This is a genomic window from Streptomyces rectiviolaceus (genome assembly GCF_039533825.1).
GTDB classification, from domain to species: Bacteria; Actinomycetota; Actinomycetes; order Streptomycetales; family Streptomycetaceae; genus Streptomyces; species Streptomyces rectiviolaceus.
Window position 1 is genome coordinate 44,096 of the sequence record NZ_BAAAUG010000141.1, and the last position, 14,134, is coordinate 58,229.

11 protein-coding genes and 1 pseudogene are annotated in these 14,134 nt (G+C 72.1%); 3 read left to right on the forward strand and 9 right to left on the reverse strand.

Annotated features, from left to right (window positions below; all coding sequences use genetic code 11):
- Window positions 1-262: 262 nt before the first annotated feature.
- Window positions 263-1,012 carry a recombination regulator RecX gene (recX, locus tag ABD378_RS33145; protein WP_344527027.1) on the reverse strand — a complete coding sequence of 250 codons (750 nt, stop codon included), beginning with the start codon at window positions 1,010-1,012 and terminating at the stop codon, window positions 263-265.
- 3 nt (window positions 1,013-1,015) lie between these two features.
- A complete protein-coding gene (gene recA, locus ABD378_RS33150) occupies window positions 1,016-2,140 on the reverse strand; it encodes a recombinase RecA (protein ID WP_344527029.1) in 1,125 nt (374 codons plus the stop codon).
- A 375-nt stretch (window positions 2,141-2,515) separates the two neighbouring features.
- Between recA and ABD378_RS33155 the strand changes: the two genes are divergently transcribed.
- Window positions 2,516-3,298 (forward strand): hypothetical protein, encoded by a 783-nt coding sequence (locus tag ABD378_RS33155; RefSeq protein WP_344527031.1) that lies wholly within the window; start codon window positions 2,516-2,518, stop codon window positions 3,296-3,298.
- Here the strand turns inward: ABD378_RS33155 and ABD378_RS33160 are convergent.
- On the reverse strand, window positions 3,292-4,620 hold the full coding sequence (locus ABD378_RS33160; protein ID WP_344527033.1) for an AI-2E family transporter: 1,329 nt from the start codon (window positions 4,618-4,620) through the stop codon (window positions 3,292-3,294). The genes ABD378_RS33155 and ABD378_RS33160 overlap by 7 nt on opposite strands.
- Window positions 4,621-4,724: 104 nt before the next feature.
- Entirely contained in the window at window positions 4,725-4,919 is a 195-nt protein-coding gene (locus ABD378_RS33165) for a DUF3046 domain-containing protein (protein ID WP_344527035.1), read from the reverse strand.
- Window positions 4,920-4,998: 79 nt separating this feature from the next.
- Between ABD378_RS33165 and ABD378_RS33170 the strand changes: the two genes are divergently transcribed.
- A complete protein-coding gene (locus ABD378_RS33170; RefSeq protein WP_344527037.1) occupies window positions 4,999-5,994 on the forward strand; it encodes a hypothetical protein in 996 nt (331 codons plus the stop codon).
- Here ABD378_RS33170 and ABD378_RS33175 read toward each other — a convergent pair.
- The 5 genes and pseudogenes from ABD378_RS33175 to ABD378_RS33195 all read right to left on the reverse strand — a co-directional run bounded on the left by ABD378_RS33175 (window position 5,965) and on the right by ABD378_RS33195 (window position 9,230).
- The gene (locus ABD378_RS33175; RefSeq protein ID WP_344527039.1) at window positions 5,965-6,357 is read right to left on the reverse strand and encodes a helix-turn-helix domain-containing protein; all 393 of its coding nucleotides are present in this window, start codon (window positions 6,355-6,357) and stop codon (window positions 5,965-5,967) included. The two genes, ABD378_RS33170 and ABD378_RS33175, sit on opposite strands and share 30 nt — an antisense overlap.
- A 403-nt stretch (window positions 6,358-6,760) precedes the next feature.
- A pseudogene (locus ABD378_RS44330) lies at window positions 6,761-7,090 on the reverse strand (RsbRD N-terminal domain-containing protein); the annotation flags it as partial.
- A gap of 180 nt (window positions 7,091-7,270) precedes the next feature.
- A complete protein-coding gene (locus ABD378_RS33185; protein ID WP_344527043.1) occupies window positions 7,271-7,579 on the reverse strand; it encodes an AzlD domain-containing protein in 309 nt (102 codons plus the stop codon).
- On the reverse strand, window positions 7,576-8,328 hold the full coding sequence (locus ABD378_RS33190) for an AzlC family ABC transporter permease (RefSeq protein WP_344527045.1): 753 nt from the start codon (window positions 8,326-8,328) through the stop codon (window positions 7,576-7,578). The genes ABD378_RS33185 and ABD378_RS33190 overlap by 4 nt, the downstream gene beginning before the upstream one ends.
- Window positions 8,329-8,336: 8 nt before the next feature.
- Complete coding sequence (locus ABD378_RS33195) at window positions 8,337-9,230, reverse strand: AraC family transcriptional regulator (RefSeq protein ID WP_344527047.1); 894 nt, start codon at window positions 9,228-9,230, stop codon at window positions 8,337-8,339.
- A gap of 79 nt (window positions 9,231-9,309) precedes the next feature.
- Here ABD378_RS33195 and ABD378_RS33200 point away from each other — a divergent pair, with 79 nt between their 5' ends.
- Complete coding sequence (locus ABD378_RS33200) at window positions 9,310-14,001, forward strand: ATP-dependent helicase (protein ID WP_344527049.1); 4,692 nt, start codon at window positions 9,310-9,312, stop codon at window positions 13,999-14,001.
- The last annotated feature ends 133 nt before the right edge of the window (window positions 14,002-14,134 follow it).

Consider the following 14,134-nt stretch of genomic DNA (forward strand, 5'->3'; position numbering starts at 1 on the left):
TACACAGTCGCCTGTGCACAGGTTCCTTTGCAGTGCGGTGGACCGGCGTCTTCAGCGGGGGGTTAACCCCACCCCTCAGACGGAGGTTGGGAGTTGACGTCGGCCTTGTGAAACATGGCCCTACGGAGCGAGGCCTTGCAGGGCGGGGCGGGGCGCGCCTCTTCGAAGCGGGCCCCGCGGAACGCGAAAGGGCCGGGCCGCGGTTCGCACCGCGCTGCCCGGCCCTGACCTGGGCCCCACCCCCGCGAGGGCCCTGGTCAGCTCAGCCCCCGTCGTACCCCAAGTCCCCCGCGTCCTCGCCCTCTTCCTCGATCGCCTGCCGGACGATCCGGAGTGCCAGGCCTTCCGAGTAGCCCTTGCGGGCCAGCATGCCCGCGAGGCGCCGCAGTCGCTTGTCGCGGTCGAGGCCACGCGTGGCACGGAGCTTGCGGGCGACGAGCTCGCGTGCGGTCGCCTCCTCCTGCTCCGAGTCGAGCTGTCCGACTGCCTCCTCGATCAGCGTGGCGTCCACGCCCTTCGTACGCAGCTCCTGCGCGAGCGCTCGTCGGGCCAGACCCCGGCCGTGGTGCCGGGACTCCACCCACGCGCCCGCGAAGGCACCGTCGTTGATCAGGCCGACCTCTTCGAAGCGGGTCAGCACCTCGTCCGCCACGTCATCCGGGATCTCCCGTTTGCGCAGCGCGTCCGCCAGCTGTTTGCGCGTGCGCGGGGTCCCGGTGAGCAGGCGCAGACAGATCGCCCGCGCCTTCTCACCCGGATCCCCCGTCGGCGGCTCCCCCTTCTCGGCCCTCGACGAGGAAGGGGGGCCGCTGTCCTGTGAACCGCCACCCCGGCCTTCGCCGAAGCCGCCACGCCTTCGGCGACCCCTCCGGCCGCCGCCCCCGCGGAAGCCGGTGCCGTCGCCCTCCTGGTCGGCGCCGCCCTGATCCGCACCGTCCGCGAGGCCTCGGCCCGCGGGGTCGGTGTGGTGCTCGGGAGTGATCTGGTCCGCCCAGTCCGTGCGCCGCGTCATGGATCAGCTCTTGGCCGCGGCGGCCTTGGGCTTGGTGGCCTTGGCCGCCGGTGCGGGCACCGTCTTGGCGGCGTCATCGGCCGCGTCCCCCGCGTCCTTGGCCGGCTCGGCAGCGGGCTCCTCCGTCTTCGGCTTCACGCCGACGCCGAGCTTCTCCTTGATCTTCCTCTCGATCTCGTTGGCGAGATCGGGGTTGTCCTTGAGGAAGTTGCGGGCGTTCTCCTTGCCCTGGCCGAGCTGGTCGCCCTCGTACGTGTACCAGGCGCCCGCCTTGCGGACGAAGCCGTTCTCCACGCCCATGTCGATCAGGCCGCCCTCGCGGCTGATGCCCTGGCCGTAGAGGATGTCGAACTCGGCCTGCTTGAAGGGCGGGGCGACCTTGTTCTTGACGACCTTGACGCGAGTACGGTTGCCGACCGCGTCCGTGCCGTCCTTCAGCGTTTCGATACGCCGGATGTCGAGCCGCACCGAGGCGTAGAACTTCAGCGCGCGGCCACCGGTCGTGGTCTCCGGGGAGCCGAACATCACGCCGATCTTCTCGCGGAGCTGGTTGATGAAGATCGCGGTGGTCTTGGACTGGTTGAGCGCGCTGGTGATCTTCCGGAGCGCCTGGCTCATCAGTCGGGCCTGCAGACCCACGTGCGAGTCACCCATCTCGCCCTCGATCTCCGCGCGCGGCACCAGGGCCGCGACGGAGTCGATGACGATCAGATCGAGGGCGCCGGAGCGGACCAGCATGTCGACGATCTCCAGAGCCTGCTCGCCGTTGTCCGGCTGGGACAGGATCAGGTTGTCGATGTCGACGCCCAGCTTCTTCGCGTACTCGGGGTCGAGTGCGTGCTCGGCGTCCACGAAGGCGACGGCGCCGCCCGCGCGCTGTGCGTTCGCCACGGCGTGCAGCGTCAGCGTCGTCTTACCGGAGGATTCCGGTCCGTACACCTCCACCACGCGGCCGCGCGGGATGCCGCCGACGCCGAGCGCGACGTCGAGCGCGGTCGACCCGGTGGGGATGACCTCGATGGGTTCGTTCGGCCGCTCGCCCATGCGCATCACTGCGCCCTTGCCGAACTGCCGTTCAATCTGTGCGAGCGCGGCTTCGAGCGCCTTCTCGCGGTCGGTTCCTGCCATGGGTTCCACCCGATTTGCTTGTGTCGATCGCTTCACGTCAATGACGCTAGCGCCTGCCACTGACAATCCGCCCCGACGCCCGTCCGGCCTGTGGATAACTCGAGGCGATCGCCCCGCCGAAATCCGCCGGAGCCCCAGGGATCCCCCCGCGAAAACCCCGGGAAAACGCCGCCAGGCAACCTATAAGAATGGATGTTCGATTTTGGTGTCAAGCGCACCACGCGGCTCCACCGAGGGTACGGAAGGGTCCCGTCCGCCGGGCGCACATCGCCCCTCCGGCCCTCCGCGCCGCGCTCCCGCGTCCAGGGCTACTCCCCCGGGCGCTGCCTTCGGCCGGACGACGACCTGCGCGCCCCTTCCCGCCAGGCTTGCCTCATGGAAAACGCGCGCCTGACGGCCTCCGCCCCCGCCCTGTGGCGCTCGGCACGCCCCGCCGAACGCCTCAGCTGCGCGACCGGCGCCGTCCTGATCCTCTCGGGCCTCGCGCACCTGCTGGTCTTCGCGGTCGACGGCGGTCCGTGGGAGGGGCCCGTCTCCTGGCGCAAGCCCGTCACCTTCGGGCTCTCCTTCGGCCTGACCCTGATCACTGTCGCCTGGGTGACGTCGTATCTGCGCATGGGGACTCGCACCCGGACCGCGCTCCTGGTCCTCTTCGCGGCGGACTGCGTCCTTGAGGTCGGCGGGATCACGCTTCAGGCGTGGCGGCGGGTGCCCTCGCATCTCAACATGGAGACCGGCTTCGACTCGGCGGTCTCCATGTCCCTCGCGGTGGGCGGCGGAATCCTCGTCGTCCTGCTGTCGGCCTTCGCGGTCGCCTCGTTCCGGCACCGGCCCGGCGGCCCCACAGGTATGCCGCTCGCGCTCCGGTCCGGCTTCGCCATCCTGCTCGTCGCCCTCGCGTCGGGTGCCGCGATGATCGCGCGCGGTGTGTTCCTGACCCGGACCGGCCACCAGGAGTCGGCCTACGGCTCCACGGCGCCTCTCAAGCCTCTGCACGGGGTGAGCCTGCATGCCGTTCTGGTGCTGCCCGCGCTCGCCTGGCTGATGTCGCGCACCTCTTGGGGTGAGCGGACGCGGCAGCGGGTGATGACGACGGCGGTCGGCTGTTACGTGGTCGCTGTTCTCGGCTCAGGCATCTGGGGCATCGCCACCTACTGACGCTCGCCCGAGCCGGACTCGGGGCCGTGGCCTGATGCGGAGTCAGGACCCGAACCCGCAGCCTCCTCCGCCGCGACCTCGGCCTCCGACGCCGCCCACGGCCGGTTCGGCCCGCGCAGGGCACGCCGCATGCGCGTGAGGAGGGACGCTCCGTCCCTGCGCCGGTGCCCGTGGACACGCGGGTCGTCGGTGACGTCGTACCGCTTCACGTACGCCCCCAGGAAGGCCTGCAGGGTCGCGATCGCCGGGATGGAGATCAGGGCGCCGACCGCTCCGAGGAGCGCCGTGCCCGCGATGACAGACCCGAAGGCCACCGCCGGGTGGATGTCCACGCTCTTGGCGGTGAGCTTGGGCTGCAGGACATAGTTCTCGAACTGCTGGTAGACCACTACGAAGATCAGCACCCACAGCGCGTACCAGGGATCGACCGTGAAGGCGATCAACATCGGCAGCGCGCCCGCCAGGTACGTGCCGATGGTGGGGATGAACTGCGACACCAGGCCGACCCACACCGCGAGCACGGGCGCGTACGGCACGCTGAGGACCTGCAGCAGGACGTAGTGCGCGACTCCGGAGATCAGCGCCATCAGACCGCGCGAGTAGATGTAGCCGCCGGTCTTGTTGACCGCGATCTCCCAGGCGCGGAGCACCTCGGCCTGGCGGGCGGGCGGCAGCACCGAGCAGAGCGCGCGCCGCAGCCGCGGGCCGTCGGCCGCGAAGTAGAACGAGAACAGCAGGACCGTCAGGAGCTGGAAGAGCCCCCCGAGGACCTGCGCCGACACGTCCAGGACGCCGCTGGCGCTGTTCTGCACGTACTTCTGCAGCCAGTCCGAGTGGACCAGGCTGTCCTGGATCTCGACCCGGGAGAGCTCCGTGTGGAACGTCTGGTTGATCCAGCTGATGACATCGTCGAGGTACTCGGGGAAGTCCTCGACCATGTCCACGATCTGGCCCGCGAGCATCGATCCCATGAGCGTGATGAAGCCGGCGCCCACGATCAGGACACCGAGGAAGACCAGGAAGGTGGCGAAGCCCCTGCGCAGCCCTCGCGCGGCCATCCAGCTCACCGCGGGCTCTACCGCGAGCGCCAGGAAGAACGCGATCAGGATGTTGATCAGCAGCCCGGTCAGCTGATGGAAGGCCCAACTGCCCAGCTGGAAACAGGCGATGAGCGCGAGGGCGAGCACCATGGCGCGCGGCAGCCAGCGCGGCATGCTGGCGGCCCGCCCGGTCTCCACCCCGTTCGGGGGCTGTGCGGGCGGCGTCGTGCCGAGCGGAGCTACGTCCTGGGTGACCTGCGCGGTCTCGTCTGTCGATGCCACGGGGCCAGTCTCGCCCACGCCACCGACATTCGGCCGCCGCCCCCACATCTTCGCGCGCACCGGCGCCCGGGACGATCCGCCGGAGGACGGCGAACTGTCCGCTGTCAGCGCCTATCGGCCGGAACGTCCATCGCCGCGCACACCGCGCGCCAGACGTCCTTGGCGTCCCAGCCCGCGTCCAGTGCCTGATGCACCGTGCGCCCACCGAGCTCCGCCATCACGTGATCGCGAGCGAACGAGTCGGCGTACCCCTGTCCGAAGTGGTCCGCCATCCGCTCCCAGAAAACCGTCAACCGCATGCCGTCAGTATCCCGCCCTTGAGAGTGCAGCCCGACGCAGGGGCTCACCGAAGGCGCTTTCCGGCCCTACGGTCTGTGCATGGCCGAAACCGGAGCATCCCCGCATGCCGCGCCCTCGCCGGTCGCACGCGCCGAGCACTTCGTCTGGCTCACCGCGCGCGTCCTCGAGCAGCGGCGGTTCGCGTACCACTTCCTGGGCGGCACGGGCGGCACCGGAGCCGGCCCGTCGGCCGACGCGGTCGAGACCGCCCTGGCCGCGTACGACACCGCGGACGGCGGGTACGGATACGCGCTCGAACCGAATCTGCGCGGCCCCGTCAGCCAGCCCCTGCACGCCGGGCACGCGCTGCGCGTCCTGGACTCGATCCGACGCTGCGGCGGGCAGCGGGTGGAGCGCGTGTGCCGCTATCTGACGTCGGTGTCGACGTCCGACGGCGCCCTTCCGGGGATCCATCCCAGCCAGCGCGGCTATCCCTCGGCACCGTTCGTGCCCGTGGTGGACGATCCGCCGAGCGAACTCCTCGCCACCGGCCCCGTGGTGGGCCTGTTGCACCGCAACGAGGTGTGGCACGCCTGGCTGTTCAGGGCCACCGACTTCTGCTGGGCCGCCGTCGAGTCCCTCGAGAAGTCCCATCCGTACGAGATCCAGGCGGCCGTCGCCTTCCTCGACGGGGCACCCGACCGCCCGCGCGCGGAGGCGGCCGCCGACCGGCTCGGCAGGATCGCGCGGGAGCAGCACCTCGTGGCGCTCGAACCCGAGCGTCTTGACGCGTATCCCGTGGCGCCCGGATACGCACCGGGTGAGCACCACTTCGCGCACGACTACGCGAAGGCTCCCGAGTCGCTCGCGCGCGCGTGGTTCACCGATGAGGAAATGGCGCGCTCCCTGGACCACCTCGAGCAGGACCAGCAGGAGGACGGCGGCTGGCCGATCTTCCCCCATGGCTCAACCAGCTCAACGCATGAGGGGACCTCCAAGCGCCAGTGGGCCCCGAGCATCGCCCTCGAAGCGCGCCCGATGGTCACCATCGAGGCGCTGCGCACGCTACGGGCGTACGGACGCTCCATCACCTGAGGGAGCCTCCTCGGCCTCCCGCAGCAGCAGCGCCGCGATGGCCAAAGCCGTGCCTCGGGGGGCCGACAGGTCGATGCCGGTGCGTTCGCCGATCTTGGCGAGGCGGTTGTCGACGGTGTTGGGGTGCAGACCGAGGGCGGCGGCGGTCGCCCTCGGTCTGCTGATGGCCGAGGTGGGTGCGCAGCGTCTCCAGGAGCTCGGGTCGGTCGGCGACCGGGTCGAGCAGCGCGGAGATGAGGTGGCTGCTCTCGTTGCGGCGGGAGAGGTGGTACTCCAGAAGCACGTCGTCCATGCGGTGCAGTCCCGGAGGCATCCCGCACGCGCGCGTGATGCGCAGTATCTCGGTCGCGGTACGGGCCGCATCGGTCACGGCCCCGGGCCCGGCGGCGTCCACGGCGGCGACGCGTACGGGAAGGTCGCAGGCCTTGCTGAGACGGCGCGGAAGGTCCTCGGGGGGCAGGCACTCCTTGGGCACGATGACCCGGCCCCCGTCTGCCTCCAGGAGCGCGAGCACCTCCAGGTCGAAGGCGTGGTCCAGCGCGGTCTGCACGCGCCGCAGCCGCCGCCGTACCGCCACGGGGCCTTCGGCGGGCGCCCCGTCGAAGCCGACCGCGAGGACGAGCGAGGGCCCCGCCAGGCGCAGCTGGTCGAGGAGCACATGGCCGGGCGGCACCATGCCGTCGAGGAGGCCGCGGATCAGGGAGCCGCGCTGGGCGCGCTGCTCGGCCTCCAGTGCGGAGCGCTCGTCCAGGTAGGTCTCGGCCACGGCCCCGACGACGGCGGGGTGCGACTGCAACAGCACGTCCACGAGTTCGACCAGGGCCGCCTCCTCGCCGGGGCGTGCCACGTCACGCAGCGTCTGCCACAGGACGTAGACCCCCAGGGCGTGCGTACGCAGCAGGAGGTGCAGCGGCATGCCCTCTTCCGCGCGCTGTGCGGCCCGGTCGCGGAAGAGCCGGTGACTGCCGGGCTGATCCGTGACGCGGCGCAGGAAGAGGCGCACTCCGTGGCGTGCGGTGGCGGCTATCTCCAGGTCCTTCACGTCGTCGGGGAGTTCCGCGTACCCGGGCAGTTCCTCGAACGACTCACGGGCCATCCTGCGGGCCAGTTCATTGACCCTGGGCTCGCACCGCGCCGCGAGGGACCTGGCTTCGAAGGACAGCGCCACGGTGTTTCCTCTCCGGGGGCGGGGCCGCGATTGTGACGCGTCACATTACCCACGGGGCCTGTGCGTGACGGGCTCGGGTGTTCGAGGCGACGGGGAAGGCGGCAGCGGTCAGCCCGTGAGCGCCCGCAACCCCGCGGTGACGACCACCGCTGCCCCGATGACGACCAGGAACGGTGCGCGCAGCAGCAGCGCCACGGCCGCCGCCGCGAGCCCCAGGGCCTTCGCGTCCAGCTGCAGGACCGGCCCCTCGGCAAAGGCCTGCTGGGCCGTGAGCGCGGCGAGCAGCGCCACGGGCAGCAGGGCGGCCATGCGCTTGACGAGCGGGCGTTCCAGGGCGCCCACGGGTACGAGCAGGCCCGCGAGCTTCACGAGGTAGCAACCGACGAAGGTCACGCCGATCGCGATCCAGATGTTCAACGCTCTTCCTTCTGGGTGTCGTTGGGGCGTGCGTCTTCCTTGGCTGCGGCCTTGCGGCCCTCTACGTAGAGCACGGCCGGTACGGCGAGAGCGGCCACCAGGACCGGCACTCCCGCGGGCAGCACGGGCAGCAGGCCGAGCCCCAGGACGACCGCGATCGCCGCCACCGCCCGCTCCGTGGTCGTCCGCAGCATCGGCGCGAGCAGCGCCAGGAAGACCGCGGGTCCCGCGGCGTCGAGCCCCCACGCGTCGGTGTCGCCGATGGCCTCGGCGCCGAGCGCCCCGAGGAACGTGGTGAGGTTCCACAACAGGTAGAGGCTCAGCCCGGTGACGGTGAAGCCGATGCGGGCGGCGCGCCGTGTCGGCTGTGCGAGCGAGACGGCGGTGGTCTCGTCGATGACCCAGTGGGCGGCGAACGGGCGCACCGCGCGCGGGAGAGCCAGCAACTGCGAGAGCCGCAGTCCGTAGAACGCGTTGCGCACGCCGAGGAAGAAGGCACCGGCCGCGGCGGTGAACGGGTTCCCGCCGCCCGCGAGCGCCCCGACCAGCGCGAACTGCGAGGCACCGGTGAAGACAAGCAGGCTCAGCGCACAGGTCTGCAGCACGGTGAGTCCGCTGCCGGCCGAGGTCACTCCGAAGGCGAAGCCGGAGAGCCCGACGGCGATCCCGACGCCGAGGGCGTCGCGGACCACGGCGGAATCGGGTTTCTCCGGTGTCCCTGGGACCTGGTCGTCGTCGTGCTCGGTCATGGCTGGAGCTATATCTGCGGGTGTCGTCTGTTCTGCCACACGCCGGACGGTACGAGCAGGGCCGATTCCCCGTCTTGTACGTTCTTGCGCTCGCGCTGATACGCCCCCGGAGGCACCCCGACGATCCGTGTGAAGTGCCGGTTCAGGTGCGGCTGATCGGTGAAGCCCACGGCGACGGCGGCCTGAGCGGGTGTCGTTCCCGCGTCCAGGAGGCGCCGTGCGGCGCGCACACGCGCGTCGGTGAGCCACGCGTGCGGAGGCATCCCGTACGCGTCTCGGAAGGACCGCAGCAGGGCGAAGGGGCCGACTCCGAGGTCGGTGGCGAGCCGCTCCAGGCTCGGCGGGTCGGCCAGCCGCTCCTCGAGGACGCCGCGCGCGCGTGCCGCGATCCTGGCGCCCGCCGTACGCACGGCACGCTGGGGGGCGGGTCCGCCGTTCAGCCGCAGCAGCCGCGTCACTGCCACCCGCAGCAGGGTGTCGGCGGCGAGCGCGTTGCCCTCCTCCGCGGCACGCAGCACCCGGTGGACGAGGGTGACGGCGTACGGGTCCTCGAGCACCGGGCGGATGAAGCCTGGGGTACCGCGGATGCCGGTGGTCTCGGCCGCGATGGCGGCGACGAGATCCGGCGACGGGTAGACCGCCGCGTACCGCCATCCCTCGGGCACACCCGCCCGGCCCGTGTGCGGAGTGTCGGGGTTGACCAGGGCGAGGGTTCCGGGCCCCGCGTGCTGATCGGCGCCGCCGTGGTGGAAGACGTCGACGCCCTCGGCGATCGCGGCGATCACGAAGTGCTCGTGGGTGTGCCGCACGAACGTCTTGTTGATGTAGTGGGCACGCAGCAGGTCGACCCCGGGCAGCTCCGCGTACCGCCAGTGCCGCGCATGCTCCGCCGAACCTGCCATGACCCCATTCTGCGGCAGCCACGCAAGCCCTTTTCCGCAGGTCGGCGCCGTTGTCAGTGGCGGGGTGCACGATGGGGTCATGGTCAGGTCCGCATCCAGTGCCCCCGGCGCCCTTGATGGGTTCTCCCCCGCGACCCGCAGCTGGTTCACGGGGGCCTTCTCCGCGCCCACGTCCGCGCAGGCCGGGGCGTGGAAGGCCATCGGCGAGGGCTCGGACGTGCTGGTCGTCGCGCCGACCGGCTCCGGCAAGACGCTGGCCGCGTTCCTCGCCGCCCTCGACCAGCTGGCCTCGACCCCGCCACCCGCCGACCCCAAGAAGCGCTGCCGGGTGCTGTACGTGTCTCCGCTGAAGGCCCTCGCGGTCGACGTGGAGCGCAATTTGCGCAGCCCGCTGACCGGTATCCGCCAGGAGTCCGTGCGCCTCGGCCTCCCCGAGCCCGAGGTGCGGGTCGGCATCCGCTCGGGCGACACCCCGCCCGCCGAGCGCCGCTCCCTGGCCACGCGCCCGCCGGACATCCTGATCACCACACCCGAGTCGCTCTTCCTGATGCTCACCTCTGCCGCGCGGGACGCGCTGACGGGCATCGAGACGGTGATCCTGGACGAGGTGCACGCCGTCGCGGGCACCAAGCGCGGCGCCCACCTCGCCCTCTCCCTGGAGCGGCTCGACGAGCTGCTGCCCAGGCCCGCCCGCCGCATCGGCCTGTCGGCGACGGTCCGCCCGGTGGACGAGGTGGCGCGCTATCTGTCCCCGCAGCGCAGGGTGGAGATCGTCCAGCCGCCGTCCGGCAAGGAGTTCGACCTGTCCGTGGTCGTGCCGGTCGAGGACCTCGCCGAGCTCGGCGGATCCCCGGTCGCCGACTCCGACCAGGGCGCGGAGCGCCCCTCGATCTGGCCGCACGTCGAGGAGCGCATCACCGACCTCGTCCAGGCACACCGCTCGACGATCGTGTTCGCCAACTCACGCCGCCTCGCGGAGCGCCTGTGCAACAGGCTCAACGAGATCGCGTACGAACGCGCGACGGGCGAGCCCCTCCCCGAAGACCACTCCCCCGCGGAGCTGATGGCCGAGTCGGGCGCGGCCAAGGGCGCTCCTCCGGTCCTCGCCCGGGCCCATCACGGCTCGGTCTCCAAGGAGCAGCGCGCGCTCGTCGAGGAGGACCTGAAGGCGGGCCGCCTGCCGGCCGTCGTCGCCACGTCCAGCCTGGAGCTCGGCATCGACATGGGGGCGGTCGATCTGGTGATCCAGGTCGAGTCACCGCCCTCCGTGGCCTCCGGCCTGCAGCGGGTCGGCCGGGCGGGACACCAGGTGGGCGCGGTCTCCACCGGCGTCGTCTTCCCCAAGTACCGAGGGGACCTGGTGCAGGCCGCCGTGGTCACCGAGCGGATGCGGACCGGCTCCATCGAGTCGCTGCGCGTCCCCGCCAACCCCCTGGACGTCCTGGCACAGCAGCTCGTCGCGATCGTCTCCCTCGACACCTGGCAGGTGGATGACCTCCTTGCCCTGGTCCGCCGTGCTGCCTCCTTCGCCTCGCTCCCGGAGTCGGCGTTCACGGCCGTCCTGGACATGCTCGCGGGCCGCTATCCGTCGGACGCCTTCGCGGAGTTGCGGCCCCGCGTGGTCTGGGACCGCATCGCCGGCACCGTCACCGGGCGGCCGGGCGCGCAACGCCTCGCGGTCACCTCCGGGGGCACGATTCCCGACCGCGGCCTCTTCGGGGTCTTCCTCGCCGGCGCCGACCCCAAGAAGGGCGGAGGCCGCGTCGGAGAGCTCGACGAGGAGATGGTCTACGAGTCCCGGGTGGGCGACGTCTTCACGCTCGGCACCAGCTCCTGGCGCATCGAGGACATCACACGCGACCGCGTGCTCGTCTCCCCCGCGCCCGGCGTCCCGGGACGGCTCCCCTTCTGGAAGGGCGACCAGCTGGGCCGCCCGCTCGAACTGGGCCGTGCGGTGGGCGCGTTCCTCCGGGAGGTCGGCTCCCTGTCGCGCGACGACGCGCGCGTGCGTCTGCTGGCCGCGGGCCTGGACGACTGGGCGGCCGACAACATCCTGACGTACCTCGCCGAGCAGCGTGAGGCCTGCGGCCACATCCCGGACGACCGCACGATCGTGGTCGAGCGGTTCCGCGACGAGCTGGGCGACTGGCGGGTCGTGGTGCACTCCCCGTTCGGCGCGCAGGTGCACGCTCCCTGGGCCCTGGCCCTCACCTCCAGGCTGGCCGAGCGGTATGGCATGGACGCCCAGGTCATGCACGCCGACGACGGCATCGTGCTGCGCCTGCCGGACGCCGACCTGATGAGCCTGGACCTGCTCGACCAGGAGCCCACCGACCAGCATCTGGAGTACGACAGCGATCAGGCGCCCGTAGGAGCGGGAGACGTCGCCTTCGACAAGGGCGAGGTCAACCAGATCGTCACCGACCAGGTGGGCGGCTCGGCCCTGTTCGCCTCGCGCTTCCGCGAGTGCGCCGCCCGCGCGCTGCTGCTGCCGCGCCGCAGCCCCGGAAAGCGCACGCCCCTGTGGCAGCAGCGCCAGCGCGCCGCGCAACTGCTCCAGGTGGCCAGCGAGTTCGGGTCCTTCCCCATCGTCCTGGAAGCGGTCAGGGAGTGCCTCCAGGACGTCTTCGACGTCCCCGGCCTCACGGAACTGATGGGCGACATCGAGTCCCGCAAGGTCCGGCTCGTCGAGGTGACCACGCCCGAGCCGTCCCCGTTCGCCCGCTCGCTCCTGTTCGGGTACGTGGCGCAGTTCTTGTACGAAGGCGACTCACCGCTCGCCGAGCGGCGCGCGGCGGCCCTCTCCCTGGACTCCCGACTCCTCTCCGAGCTCCTCGGCCAGGCCGAGCTGCGCGAGCTGCTCGACGCGGACGTCCTGGCGGAACTGGAGCAGGAGCTCCAGTGGCGCACGGAGGACCGCCGCGTCAAGGACATCGAAGGCGTCGCCGATCTGCTGCGCCTCCTCGGGCCGCTCACCGGCGCCGAGTTGGCCGAGCGCGGCGCCGAGCCTCAGTGGGCGCAGGAGCTGGCCTCCGCCCGCCGCGCGATCAGCGTCCGCATCGCCGGGGCCGACCACTGGGCGGCGATCGAGGACGCGGGCCGGTTGCGCGACGCGTTGGGCACCGCACTGCCGGTCGGCGTCCCGGAAGCGTTCACCGAGCCCGTCAAGGACCCCCTCGGCGACCTCATCGCGCGGTACGCACGCACGCACGGCCCGTTCACCTCAACGGCGGCGGCGGCCCGCTTCGGCCTCGGCGCCGCGGTCACCGAGGGCGCGCTGCAGCGCCTCGCCGCGAACGGACGTGTCGTACAAGGAGAGTTCCATCCGGCGGGCATCGGCCAGGAGTGGTGCGACGCCACCGTCCTGCGCCGCCTGCGCCGCCGCTCCCTGGCAGCGCTCCGGCATGAACTGGAGCCTGTGCCGCCCGCCGCACTCGCCCAGTTCCTGCCCCAGTGGCAGCACTTGAGCGGGCACGGCCTGCGAGGCGTGGACGGACTGGTGCGCGCCATCGAGCAGTTGCAGGGGGCCACCGTGCCCGCGTCCGCCCTCGAGAAGCTCGTCCTGCCCTCCCGCGTCTCCGGCTACGCACCGGCGATGCTCGACGAACTCACCGCCGCCGGAGAGGTGGTGTGGGCCGGGGCCGGGTCTCTCCCCGGGAAGGACGGCTGGGTCTCCCTCTATCTGGCCGACACGGCGCCCCTGCTCCTGCCGCCGGCGCACCCCCTGGAGCTCACCGCGCTCCACCAATCGGTCCTCGACACCCTCTCCGGGGGGTACGGCCTGTTCTTCCGGCAGATCGCCGACCAGGCCCGCGCCACGACCCACCCCGAGGTCTCCGATCCCCAACTGGCCGACGTGATCTGGGATCTGGCCTGGTCCGGACGGCTCACGAACGACACGCTCGCTCCCATGCGCTCGCTCCTCGGCTCGGGCCGCACCGCGGGCTCCACGGCCCACCGCGCCAAGCGCACCGCCCCGCGCGGGCGCTACGGCACACTGACGGCCGCCGCCCGCCCCACGTCGCGTACGGGACCGCCGACCGTGGCGGGCCGCTGGTCGCTGCTCCCAGCCCACGAACCCGACCCCACCCTGCGCGCCCACGCCCTGGCCCGCACCCTCCTGGACCGGCACGGCGTAGTGACCCGTGGGGCGGTAGCGGCCGAGGGAGTCGAGGGCGGCTTCTCGGCGACGTATCGCGTCCTGTCCGCCTTCGAGGACAGCGGCCAGGCGCGCCGCGGCTACGTCGTCGAGGGGCTCGGCGCCGCCCAGTTCGCCATGGACGGCGCGGTGGACCGACTGCGCGCGGCGGCGAACGCCCGCGACCGCGCGGACAGTTCACCGTCCGCCATGAATTACGCCCCGCGCCCCTCCGAGACCCAGGCCATCGTCCTGGCCGCCGCCGACCCGGCCAACGCCTACGGAGCCGCGCTCCCCTGGCCCGATCCGCCGACCGACGCGGGCCACAAGCCGGGCCGCAAGGCGGGCTCCCTGGTCGTCCTCGTCGACGGCGAACTGACCCTCTACATGGAACGCGGCGGCAAGACCTTGCTGGCTTGGCCCTCGACCCCGGGTGACGACGCCCCTGCCACCGAAGACGCCCGCCTGCACGCCGCCGCCGAAGCCCTCGCCGCCGCGGCCCGAGCGGGCTCACTCGGCACGGTCACGGTCGAGCGCATCAACGGAAGCTCCGCCCTGACCTCCCCCTTCGCCCCCCTCCTGGAAGGAGCAGGCTTCCACGCCACCCCACGGGGCCTACGCCTGCGCGCCTAACTCAGCACGCCACCCCACCCGCCCCCCAGCGGCCCACGCCCCACACCGCACGGCCACCCCGGCACCCCACGGCGCACGGCCGCGCCCTGAGCCCCCGCCGCACCCACACCCGCGCGCGCCCGCACCCAGCCCA

What these genes read in the sequence shown, in the direction of transcription:
- recX (WP_344527027.1), bottom strand. Translation starts at nt 1,012, where the DNA reads ATGACGCGGCGCACGGACTGGGCGGACCAGATCACTCCCGAGCACCAC.
- recA (WP_344527029.1), bottom strand. Translation starts at nt 2,140, where the DNA reads ATGGCAGGAACCGACCGCGAGAAGGCGCTCGAAGCCGCGCTCGCACAG.
- ABD378_RS33155 (WP_344527031.1), top strand. Translation starts at nt 2,516, where the DNA reads ATGGAAAACGCGCGCCTGACGGCCTCCGCCCCCGCCCTGTGGCGCTCG.
- ABD378_RS33165 (WP_344527035.1), bottom strand. Translation starts at nt 4,919, where the DNA reads ATGCGGTTGACGGTTTTCTGGGAGCGGATGGCGGACCACTTCGGACAG.
- ABD378_RS33170 (WP_344527037.1), top strand. Translation starts at nt 4,999, where the DNA reads ATGGCCGAAACCGGAGCATCCCCGCATGCCGCGCCCTCGCCGGTCGCA.
- ABD378_RS33175 (WP_344527039.1), bottom strand. Translation starts at nt 6,357, where the DNA reads ATGCGGCCCGTACCGCGACCGAGATACTGCGCATCACGCGCGCGTGCG.
- ABD378_RS33190 (WP_344527045.1), bottom strand. Translation starts at nt 8,328, where the DNA reads ATGACCGAGCACGACGACGACCAGGTCCCAGGGACACCGGAGAAACCC.
- ABD378_RS33195 (WP_344527047.1), bottom strand. Translation starts at nt 9,230, where the DNA reads ATGGCAGGTTCGGCGGAGCATGCGCGGCACTGGCGGTACGCGGAGCTG.
- ABD378_RS33200 (WP_344527049.1), top strand. Translation starts at nt 9,310, where the DNA reads ATGGTCAGGTCCGCATCCAGTGCCCCCGGCGCCCTTGATGGGTTCTCC.